Origin of the sequence: Okeania sp. (assembly GCF_035285525.1) — a bacterium.
In the GTDB taxonomy this organism is placed as follows: Bacteria; Cyanobacteriota; Cyanobacteriia; order Cyanobacteriales; family Microcoleaceae; genus Trichodesmium.
Map to the genome: position 1 here is coordinate 1 of NZ_JAYKGW010000043.1, position 12,014 is coordinate 12,014.

8 protein-coding genes are annotated in these 12,014 nt (G+C 37.3%); 4 read left to right on the forward strand and 4 right to left on the reverse strand.

Going from position 1 to position 12,014, the window contains the following annotated elements; translation table 11 throughout:
- The first annotated feature begins 1 nt into the window (after position 1).
- The 3 genes from petP (at position 2) to VKJ25_RS04890 (ending at position 1,089) form a co-directional block, all read left to right on the forward strand.
- Complete coding sequence (gene petP / locus VKJ25_RS04880) at positions 2-94, forward strand: cytochrome b6-f complex subunit PetP (RefSeq protein WP_324235507.1); 93 nt, start codon at positions 2-4, stop codon at positions 92-94.
- 343 nt (positions 95-437) lie between these two features.
- On the forward strand, positions 438-617 hold the full coding sequence (locus tag VKJ25_RS04885; protein WP_324235501.1) for a hypothetical protein: 180 nt from the start codon (positions 438-440) through the stop codon (positions 615-617).
- Between the two features lie 28 nt (positions 618-645).
- Positions 646-1,089: a Uma2 family endonuclease gene (locus tag VKJ25_RS04890; RefSeq protein ID WP_324235502.1), complete on the forward strand. Its 444-nt coding sequence runs from the start codon at positions 646-648 to the stop codon at positions 1,087-1,089.
- A 448-nt stretch (positions 1,090-1,537) separates the two neighbouring features.
- Here the strand turns inward: VKJ25_RS04890 and VKJ25_RS04895 are convergent, their stop codons facing one another.
- From VKJ25_RS04895 to VKJ25_RS04910, 4 genes are all read right to left on the reverse strand, one after another.
- On the reverse strand, positions 1,538-2,167 hold the full coding sequence (locus tag VKJ25_RS04895; protein ID WP_324235503.1) for a phage tail protein: 630 nt from the start codon (positions 2,165-2,167) through the stop codon (positions 1,538-1,540).
- 787 nt (positions 2,168-2,954) lie between these two features.
- Positions 2,955-5,936 (reverse strand): RHS repeat domain-containing protein, encoded by a 2,982-nt coding sequence (locus VKJ25_RS04900; protein ID WP_324235504.1) that lies wholly within the window; start codon positions 5,934-5,936, stop codon positions 2,955-2,957.
- Positions 5,887-9,177, reverse strand: a complete 3,291-nt coding sequence (locus VKJ25_RS04905) for a hypothetical protein (RefSeq protein WP_324235505.1) — start codon at positions 9,175-9,177, stop codon at positions 5,887-5,889. The genes VKJ25_RS04900 and VKJ25_RS04905 overlap by 50 nt, the downstream gene beginning before the upstream one ends.
- A complete protein-coding gene (locus VKJ25_RS04910) occupies positions 9,122-10,924 on the reverse strand; it encodes a hypothetical protein (RefSeq protein WP_324235506.1) in 1,803 nt (600 codons plus the stop codon). The genes VKJ25_RS04905 and VKJ25_RS04910 overlap by 56 nt, the downstream gene beginning before the upstream one ends.
- Before the next feature lie 921 nt (positions 10,925-11,845).
- Between VKJ25_RS04910 and VKJ25_RS04915 the strand changes: the two genes are divergently transcribed.
- A partial coding sequence (locus tag VKJ25_RS04915; RefSeq protein ID WP_324235508.1) for an ArsA-related P-loop ATPase occupies positions 11,846-12,014 on the forward strand: 169 nt, incomplete at its 3' end.

Sequence of the window (12,014 nt, forward strand, 5' to 3'; positions counted from 1 at the left end):
AATGGTAGATGGTAGTGGAATTGGCTACTGGGTTGAATTTGAAGAAAAAATGGGCACTTGGTTTTTTGAAGATGAAATAGAAGCAGTTTCCTAACCAATACTAAAGGTAGAGCATTGGGTATGAGAGCAAACTAGAAAAAAGTCTTACCTTGAGTGTAACTAAATTTTCTTATTGCTACTGCCCAATGATCAATATCTGAATTAGGGAGTAAGGAGGAGAAATGGGAATTCTAGAGGAAGTAGTAAAGAATTGTCCCTTGATTTTTCGGCAATTATTTCACCGAAAATGTCAATATTTTGTACCTCTGAGCTGTTAAAAAGTTGGTAGTTTTTTTGATACAAAAAGGCTAAGGTCTTTGTTTGTCAATACTTTGATAGCTAATTAGCAGAGCAATAATTAGCGATCGCTAAAATCCAAAATTAAAATACCATTCATCATGGCAGTTACCCTACTACTTCAACAACTTACAGTTCCCGCTGGTCAAAGATTATTAATCCACAATCTACAGTGGACTGAATTTGAATCTGTTCTGGAAGAGTTAGGGCAACATCGCTCTTCCAGAATTGCTTATTATCAAGGAACTTTAGAAATTAGAATGGCTACCCCAGAAAATTGAAGTTGATAAAGAACTCCTGGGGGATGTGGTGAAAATTTTGCTTGATAAGTTAGAAATAGATTGTGAGTGTTTTGGTTCTACTACTTTCAAGGGAAAAAGTATAAAAAGTGGTATTGAACCGGATCGATGTTTCTATATTGAAAATCATGCTCAAATGGGAGGCAAGCGACGAGTCAATCTGAATTTTGATCCACCGCCAGACTTAGCTATTGAAGTGGATGTTACTTCCAAAACTCAACTAAATGTTTATGGCAATTTAGGTGTACCGGAACTTTGGCGTTATGAAAAAAATCAACTTCAGATTTATCTTTTACAAGGAGAAGAATATAAAGAAGTTTTCACCAGTCCCACATTTCCCGGATTAGTAATTCAAGATTTGGTGGCAGAAGTTTTGACTCAAAGTCGCGATATTGTTAGAATTCCTGCTTTACCAAGTTTCCGCAAAAGAATCAGAGAAATACTACGATCATAAAATCAGATTTCAAGTCTCCCTTTTAAAAAGCATAAAAAAGAAAATTCACTAAAATAGCGATCGCCTTCCAATTAGTAAAGAGCAATAGCACTGGTTTCCTTACTGAGAGAGGTTAGGGGTGGGTTCTTTCCCTAACTTAAAGACTGAAACATCTCCCCTTCTCTTCACCACAAGCGAGGGCACTGGTTACCCTCCCAGGAGGCAGGGACTATTTATTGTCACGAGAGAAAAAAGAAGGAGAGGGTGGGAAGTGTGGGAGGTGTGGGAAGGATGGGAGGTGTGGTTCGTACAAAACTCATAAAAATATAGGGTTGTAAATATTCTCTGGCGACAATAAATTAGCTCTGCTCCCAGGAGGGGAATTAAGAGGGGAACTCGCCAGAGAATAAAAGAAGGAGCGATCGCCCTATTGGCTTACTCCAGAACTACCTCAAATCTTTTTTCCTGACTATAAGTTCACAGCTTTGATAATCCAATTAACGTAGATGTTTTTAGGACGGGTGTCCGCATTTTTCTTTTTCATTTTTAGTGTGATCCAAGCTCCCTTATATCCGGCTATTCCGACTTCCTTCGATTCTGTTCCATCATCAGGCACAGTTTCTGTACCTACAGAGTAACCGCTGTCTGAATCTGTATCTGTAGTTGTAAACGTATCAATTGAGTTTGCTTGATCATTCTGGTACGAACCAACATGATCGCCCTTAGCTCCACCCTGAGTTGCTTCACTGCGGTTTTGAGCATCGGGATCGTTTCCTGTTCCATGATCTACGCCTCGAAGAAAGCGTCCTCGGAAATCAGGTACGTTGAAGGTCTTGACACCATCACCTTCTCCAAAAGAATCACCCATAATCTGATATAGGTCTGGGTAATCTTCCCTGTTATATCCAGTGCCGTCACAGACTAGCCAGCCTTGCTGTTCTAATTTTGATGAGGCGCTACCATCAACCAAGCCTCCGTAGGCCATTATTGTACCAATAGGGACTTCATCAGCACTAGCAGAATTAACTTGTGTAACGAAGATGAGAGTAACTGAGAGAAGTATGGCTACAATTTCGCCAAAAATACGTTTCTTGTTCATAAATCTAAATCCTTTTTGGTTTAAGTGTTTACTTGATTGTTCGATCCAATTTCCTCGGAAAAGAAATATAAGCAGGAGTTACCTAAAGCAACCAAGAAATTGGGTTTATTGCTGTAATTTTGTTGTTTAAAGCACGAAATTTCCTGCTTTCTGCGTAAGTCCTGATAGGGTTTGATATTTCCTCTTATGGCGGTCGGATCGATCGCTTTTGATTGCAAACTTTCATGATTTTAGATTCTCCGTGGTTTAACTAGGGTTTGCGTATGGAAAGTCTGATGGTTAAGGTAGGGAGTAGGGATCAACTCACCCCTAACCCCTCCGGTGGAGGGGAATTTAGGAGGAATGGGAGTTATAGAAGAATTAGTTGGAAGAATTGTATCTTAATTTTTTTAAAATTTTTGACCTAAAAGCTGGTACTTTTTCCTGAAAAACAAATTGCTAAAAGGTTTATCTGTCAATACTTTCATGTTTTTTTCAGCAAACCCTAACTAGGGCTTGCTGATTAAACCTAAAAGTCCTCTTAAATAAAGGTTTTAGTCTTTTTAGGTCGGGAAAAAGTACCTAGTTTTCAGCTCTTAATGCACAAAAAGTCACGATTTTATATCATGTCCGGTTGAATAATTAGGTTTTAGTGGAAGGAAGGCAACAGGCAACAGCTCATCTGGCAACAGGTTTTCTCTCATTATCATCTTAATTTTATACACACTCCGATGCTACCGGACATGATATCATGGGTAAGTTCTAAAAGTGTTAATTTGATAATTTGCTACAAGAGCGGATATCCCACTTATGACCGTGGCCAGGGACTTACAATGGGTGAACCACCCCAATAAGTTGGTTGAGTAATCAAAGTGAACGGTAGTCCTACGCTATTCGACATAGAAGGATTAAATGCCAACTTGCCATAAAGTGATGAAGCATCAGGTCGTTGATAGGAAACATCACTTGCAGTAGAATTTTTGGCAGCAGGTAAAGCTAGTTCAGTTCCGTCCCCTACAACTGAAGCTGCTATCGATCCTTGAGTATAAAGAGTATTTCCTTTAGTAGGAAGAGCTGTTAACCATCTACCTGGATGTGAAAATAAACTTTCTGGTCTACTTCCAAAACTGGTAAAAGCATCATAAGCATTGTTTAGGGATTGTAGATTATCGAGTGGATGTCCCCAATTAGAACCACCAGCAAGACTCATGGCAGCTGAACTTCCACCACCAAATCCTGCAACTCCACCTGTTATAGCACCACCAATTCCACCAATTAATGCTCCCTGCCAGACTGCATCAGACAAACTTCCTGGGTTTTGAACTCCGAAAGCGTTATTAATGCCAAACTGGGCAGCAGCCTGCCCAGCACCAACTCCAGCACCAATTGTACCACCGACTGCTGCACCAACTAGAATGCCAGCGCCTATCGATCCTCCAGCACTGACAACTGCTGCACCAGCGGTAAAAGCTGCCACTCCTCCAGCAGCTGATACTGCTCCTGCTGCAGCACCGACTGCTACTCCCGCAAATATATAGCCTGCTAAATCCCATCCTTTGAGTCCTGCTTTGACACCTGTATAAGCAGCAACGCCAGCACCAATTGCTGCACCAATTGCTGCAGCAATAGCAAGAATTGTTAAAAATACAAACTTTCCATCTGGATCTACGAGTATTATAGGGTTGTTACCAGCATACAAATAAGGACTGGCAAATTGCGCATCGGGATCGGTGGCATAAAACCTTCCCAAATTAGGATCGTAAAATCGCGCTCGATAGTTATACAGTCCTAACTCGGTATCAAATTCCTGTCCCGTATAGCGATAACTAATAATTTCTGGGTTGCCGGCAGCAGTTCTCATCAAGTCTCCAAAGGGGAGATAATCAAAGGCAGCAATTACTGTTCCGGTTTCATCTACCACGACACGGGTAGAACCCAGATGATCTTTCAAGACAGTGTAAACTTTACCATCTTGAACCAGTGCGACTAACCCACCCATTCCATGGATATACTGTACGGGTTTGTCGCTTATTTCCAACAGAGGATAATCATTCAAACCATGCACATATAACTTGCTTGCAGTTTGTTTTCCTGAACTATCCTCAGATGTTTTCAAGACTCGCTGATTTTCTCCGTCATATTTAAAGGAAACTGATGTTGCTTCTTCAAGCTGTACCTGAGTGGTTAGCTGAGTGAAGGGATCGTAATCAATGTTGGAGACTTGACGATGAGAAGCGCTTTTAACGTTCCCATTGGCGTCATAACTATAGGTTTGAGGTTCGCTGTTATTGCTGACTGTGTTTACTTTATCGGTATTCTGGATATATTCATACTCATTGATTGTATCACCCCGTTTTAAGGTTTCAATGTTGCCGTTGACGTCATAAGTCGTGGGTTTGCCTACTCCTAAACTTGCTTGCTCATTTTGGGAATTTTGGGCAACTTCTAATCGTCCTAATTTATCGTACTGATATTGATAGTCATAACTTTGGGGTGCATTATTCCAAGTTCCATAATTAATGCTATTTTTGGCAATATTCCCGTTGTAATATCCGGAATTCTGATAACCATTCTCGGTATAAGCAAGAGATTGTTCTATAACTAGAGATTTATCTGCTTTCTGATTCAGAATGCGGGTTAGCCAACCAGAGGAGTTATAGCTAAGACTGTTTTGTATTCCCCCATTATTTAGAGTTGTATTTCCTAAACTGCCATCACCATTATAACTATAACTGGCAAACCGTTGGAGATTTTTCGGTGTTCCAATAGCAATGGTTTGTCCTAAGCTGTTATAGCTGTAAACGACTTCAGGAATATTGTTAATATTATCAGGATAGTGAATCTTGATTACATTTCCGAGATTATCGTATTCATAACCAACTTTTTGTGCTGTATATCCAGTCACTGTCAGAGTGTGATTCACTACATTACCAAATTGATCGTAATCATAGATTTCTTGGATATCGGTTTTACCATTCCCTTGATTACTGCTCAATATCTTCCACAAACGACCGATTAAATTAGGATTTGAACCATCCCCATCGAAAATATACCGTTTACGCCAAGCTGTTTGTTGCGGATAGTTGGGGTCAGTATCCGCTTTTTCCTGTAATGCAGTTCCATCACCCCAGTCTCCCGTAAACCAACCTTCCTCAGTTAAACGTCCTACGATATCATACTTTTTATAAAAGATAATCTGAGATGCTAACCCTACTGCATCTACCATAAACCGAGGATTACCAGCGCGATCGTAGATATATTTGGTTGTACCAGAATCTGGGTTAGTTTGGCTAATCATTTGTCCGAGGAAATCGTACTGCATTGTGATTTCCCAAGCATTAGGTTGTGAATCTTCGGGAGGTACAAACTGATTAGGAAGTAAAACTTTAACGAGATTTCCAGCATCATCATAAATACTGCGAGTAGTTTGATAAATATCGCTTCCTGCTTCAATGGGACCTGCTTTTTTGGCTAAAGTACGTCCTAATTTATCTGTGAGAGTATAAACAGTTGTTCCGTCAGCGTCTGTTAGCTTTTCGACTAAATATTCTCCTGATGGATAAGAATCTTCGGCAAAAAATCCTTGTATATTTGTGCCATATTCCCTGCTGACAATATGGGTATTACCATTGCCGATAGCAAATGCTTTCCCTGGTATTCCTTGCTGTATGGGACGATTCAATGGTGATGCTTCATATACTGTCCTACTGTAAGGATAACCTTCATCTTCGGGGTAATGATTAGCAACTTCTCCTGTTAATTCTCCGGACTCCCAATTGTATAGTTTCAATGAATGATGTTCGATAACCGAAGAAAGTATTATCAAATTTTGCTGCTTTAGTAGCGATCGCCTGACGACTTAAAATGTCATAAACGGTTTCTGTTACTAGACAGTTGCTTCCTTCTAATGCTTGAGTTTGTTTTTCTTTCCCAGCACCATCACTATAGGTAATCCCAATTTGAGGATTTTTAAAGGTGACAATATTGGCAAAAGCAACTTCATCCCCAGTGAATATTTCCACCGCACCAGTAATATTATCTGTTATTGTCTCAGCAAATATTTGTTTACCGTCAGCATAGAATAAAACGGTATTATTCGCAGCGACTAATAACCATTCATGGGGAATGGAACCTGTATGAGGAACTTGGGAAGGTGTACCATTGAGGGTTAAAGTCCAGCCCTGATTTTGTGTCCAAGTTACAGTTAAGCGATCGCTAATACGAATACCTAAAGGTTGTTGAGGTTTATCTGATGGATGAACTGATAACCTGACTCCATAATTACTAAAGGAGGCAGTAGATTGATAAATAATGGTGTCTGAGGTATTTCCTTTATGAACTAAAGCATTATTTTCTACCTCCCAACTATTCCCCTCCAGGGAGAATTTCTTATTCCCCTCCAGGGAGGGGTTAGGGGTGGGTTGATTCCCATCCTGAGAGGAATTAGAGCTAGATTGCCAATCTTCTCGCCATTGTTCACCATTGATAAAGTTAGCATAAACACCTGCTGCTGCTGCTGCAATAGTCAGAACACTATTAGGTTTACCCTGAGAAAAGACATAACTTCCATCATCATTTTCTTGTCGAGTTAAATAGGATGTCGTAACTGCATTCACTGTTTCCGCAATGCCAATTTCTGCTACTTTTCGTTGGAAAGAGTCATAGAAATTACGCACTGTATCCGCACCATTTCCCAATTGTGCTGTAACTATTTTGTACTTAGATTCATAGACATTTCCTTGGAAACTACTAATTAAAGGAATAAAGCAAATATCATCTATTAAAAGAGATTTAGATGTTTTTTGATTGGATATTTCTAATCCTAAACTTGCTCCTTGAATTTGATTAGAACTAATAACATACTGCCAATATTTCCACTTGCTCTTAGTTGCTTCAATCTCTAAATCAACAGGATTTCCTACAGGTTCATTGTTGTTGTAAAATTGTAGTTTTACTTCAGCTTTGCCACCATCTGTATCAAACCCTGTTTCTGTTTTCAACCAAGCAGAAATAATATAACTTTGCTGAGTATTTGTTATTGTCAGATGTGTTTTTTTAGTGATAGTAAAATTAGGCTTAACTCCCAAACTAGAAACCCCTGTGTGAGCGTCTCCTGTGACAATTAAATCAGTTAAATTCCCTTGATTTATATTCCAATCACTGAGATATTCGTAAGCTTCAAATCCTGTATAAAATGCTTCTTCAATAGTGGCATTACCAAACTGAGCAATCGGATAAAATTGCTGGTCATCAAAGACAACTGAATTATGAACTCCATTCACATCAATTGAATCTTCTGCTATTCCCTTTGAAGTCCGGGAAATTACTTCTGAAACCTGCAACCAATCTGTTGTATTTGGTTCAGTTGAATTATCCCATTTATCAAAAACTGCAGTTGCTTTGAGTGCTTGATAACTTCTGGATAAACCCCATTTTTCCTCTCCCCAATCTTTCCAAGTAGAAACAGCGATCGCTGTTGTTTTATCATTAGTTTTGTTAATAGTTTGCACAACAGGAGTAAGGATATTTTGTTGTTTTAATCCATCATATTTTTCCCAACCATAAACAGAAGTTTGTGTCAGTATTTCCTCTTCACCTAAACTATTATAATTCTTAGTTTTCTGTGTTTTTAACAATCCTGTTGCTGAGTCATATTCATATTCGACCTGTTGTTTAACTCCCACATAGGAAGCATTAACCTGAGAATTTGTGTCGCTAATTTCTTGACCATAGATAATACTTTCCTCTGCTTTTTGTTGAGCATAAAAACCGTATAAATTAATGTACCTTGACTCTCCTAATAGTTGTCTTTGGGTTATTACTTCATATTCAATAGTTTTGCGAATTAACTCATCACCTGTGGAATTATAGGCTTTTTGTTGATGCAGATTACCATGCAATAAGCTATAGTAATAGGGAGGATTTTCTTGAAAATCTTTGAATCCTAAACCTGATACTGAAAGCCCATTATAGAAGTAATATTCAGTCTTTCCGAAAGGAGTTGATTTTGAATTTTCACTACCTTGAATTACCGTAACCTGAGAATATTCAGTAACAATTCCTTGAACACTAATAGCTATCTTTGTTGTATCATAATTATAGCTAGTCTGACTTTCTTGATATCCATCATTAATAGTTACTTTAACCACAGGAAAATCAGTAATATTGTCCTTAATTGATTGATTAGCAATATAATATAAATTCAGGCTAGAAGCTTTGTCAAATTCATCACCTTTATAAGTAACAAAAGCATTAAATCCAGCTAATATTGTTCCCGCTTTACCCTTACTGTTGTCGTCATCAACATAAATTCTTTCTGAGAGATATTCAGTATTAGAAACCTTACCATTTTTTAACAACAATATCTGACTTTCTCCTTCATCCGTCTCATAAGCAATATAAGCAGGTGCGCGGTTAACAATACTTTCAGGTTTAATTGCTGTTGATGGAATTGATTGTCGATCTTTATTTAGTGTTCCTTGATTATCTCTGTAAAATATACCATTTCCAATTGTGACAAAATTACCATTGACAGTAGGTTGGTACTCATCTTTTGACCAAGAACCATTGATAGTAGGGTATTCCCACCGATTTTTGTAAGGATTGTAAGCTTTTATATCAGTAGAATCAGAATTGGAGGCGATCGCTAAATCCGAACCATAACCAAACTTCCTTGCTTCATCCCCACTAGAAACATTCAGCTTACTATCTATCCACTCGCTACCATTGTATCGCCAGAGATGCTCGATATTTGCTACTAAACTACCTGTAGTAATAGAATAGAAAAAAGGTTCTTCTGTTTCTTGAGATACACTGTAGTCATTAGTTAAAGGGGAACCAATCTTAAATTCAGCATCCCATGTATAAATTCGGACTTGATAATCAATATTCGTATCAAGTTTTTTGATAAAAGTTACTATGGCAGAATTATTACCTAAACTCCAATTAAAATAGGGATTATCATCATCATCTTTTTCAACTGGACTGATAGTAGCAATGTCTTTGTCTTGTCCAATTTTTGTAAATTTCATCTTGGTAATATAACAGCATTTCACAGCGTTTAGCAGCAGCATCATAGATACCAATAGTGAAATAATTACCAAAAGCATCTAAAACATAATTACCTTGATCTATTGTGATATTTTCACCTCGATTATCCCAATTTTTTGACTGTTGATTCCAAACATATAAACCTAAGTCTCCCTTGCCAGAAGCACAGAAAACCACAAAATTACTCCCAACAGCAAGGTGGGTTTGAACATCACTTGCAGCTAAATCCAAAAAGTAATTTTCATAACTCCATTGTCCAAACCGCCCCATATCTTGATGAAATAGATAAACATTCATCACATTTTGATTTGTTTGTTTAAAACTCAGGGCAAAGAAATCTGCTTGAGTTACTACCTGCAAACTATCAATATCTAGCTTGAAATTAAAACCTCCTGAGCTGGCTGAATAATCTATCCAATTACCATTCCAACTATAGACTTTGATATCTAAATTCCCCCGATTATCATCATAGTAAGTAACTACAACATAATCATTTCCAAACCAAACACGAGGAATACCTTGACCATAAATAGTAGTTTTTTTATCTGTGCCAATTAGATTCTTTTTTTCATAATTAAAAGTAGCTATACCACCAGCAGGATAAACAATTTGCTTTAAAACACCACGATGGATATTATTATTTATATCCTTGGTGTAATATTCAAACTTATAACCAGGTAAAGATTCTCCCTCTGGATTTTTCTGAGTTATTCCGGTGAGATAACGTTTATAGAAATCTGCATTATTAAGATCGTTCAAATAAACATTCTCTAACTGATAATCAAACTGAAGGGAGAATAAGAGTGAGTTTGATGCTTCTTCTCTAACTTCAATAGAGCTAAGAAACTTTGTTTCATATTTATCTTGATAAGCATGAATATTGCTACTAGATTCATGGGGAATTTGATATTCTTTTATTTGGTTATCATACTGTTTATCTTCATAGTTAAAAGTAATAGTACGTCCATCTAAAGCAGTAATTTTTGTTAAGTAAGGAGCTTGGGTATATTCATAACCGCCACGGCCAATTTCTTTGGCATCAACTACTTCATAGCTAAAAGTAACTTTTTCACCCCAAGTATTTTGGATTTCTGCTAAATTCCAACCTAGGGCAAAAGATTCCTGTCCTGATATATTCGTAGTGCTATCAATCCAGTTACCATTATTACCACCCCATTTGACACCCCATTGAATGTATTGGTTATTTTCTGGAAAGCTATCTTTTTTTCCTCCATAAATTTGCTTGATTCCATTTTCCTTAATAATCACCCATTTTTCTTCCTTTGGGTAATATTTAATATCCCAAGGTTTATAGTCTTCCGTTTCAAAATTCCATGCACCATCTTGAGCTATTCCATCTTGATACAACCGATTAGCAGAACCACCAGAAACAAGATAATATCGGTTATCATAGATAGAACCTGTATTTCTGTTATCAATAGCAATCATCTCATAAGGCATACTCCATCCCAATCCGAGAATACCCGTCGGTGCTTCTACATTCCAAGTATCTACGAGATTTTGAATGTTACTTTGGTAGATAATGGTGACTTTGACATCTAGATCGCCTCTACCTGGAAGTGATATTAAATCTAAAGGAAGGTTGACATCACCTCGGAAGAGATTGACTGCATTAGGAATATTTCCGATTCCTTCCCCGTCCATCTGAAAAGTTTGGATCGCAGGAAGTTGAGATAAAGTGCTTGGAGAATAATTGCTAGAAACCATTAGTTAGTGTGCTTCTTTTGTTTCGACTAGACAATCATAATGTTTTTTCTCTCACGGATGTATAAATGATCATATTTTCTACAGATTTTCTATCTGAATTGATACAACTGGATGCAAGTACTACGGAGCTTAAAAAGCCAAAAGCAATGTCTGGAGGTTGTTTGAGCGCCTATAAACATCCTGGATTATTGCATAGTTTTATAGAAATCATTTGTCTGCATAGTTTTAATAGAAATCATTTGTCTGCATAGTTTTATAGAAATTATTTGTTTGCATAGTTTTAATAAAAATCATTTGTTTGCATAGTTTTATAGAAACTATTTGGGAGCTTTGCACACAGTGCCAGGTTTTTGGCAAAGGACACAATCCAGTCCTACTGCTCCCAGCTATCCATTACCCACATATTTCCTAAGATAAAACTTGACAAAATTGACAAATTATAGATATGTCTTCGTTCAGCTTTTTCGGGAGAAAAATGTATTGAATTAGACATTTTTTTTGATATAATATAGTGCTGCGCTGCTGTGCAACAGGCAATAGACAATAGGTAATAGGGAAAATAAATTCCCGATAATATAAAACTTTAAGCTATTGGACACCTTCTACAATTTGTAAATATTAAGTGCGCACATTGCTATAACTATAGACAAGATTCTTCCTCCTGCTCCTCCTTATCCTCCACGTCCGTTTAATAAACAAAAAATAAAGTCTTACCCTTTTCAGGGAATAAAAAAATAAACTTCAGTGCTTCAATATTCTGACTTTAGCAATAATATAGATACTGATAATTAAATAACGAATAAATATAGCAATGAGCGCTTAGGTATTTACAAGGTCCAGCTCAAAGTCCAATATGGGAAGAGTTTACCAAAAATAATGTGTAAATATTAAGTGCGCACATTGCTATAACTAATAACTAAAATGACTATTACTTATACATTTTTAGGTAAAGGTGGGACAGGTAAAACTACTATTGCATTTGCCACTGCCAAACGATATGCTAGCCAAGGAAAAAGAGTTCTATTTGTAGGACAAGAACCTGCTTCAACATTATCTTTAATATTAGGTACAAATATTGGTCCTGAACCTA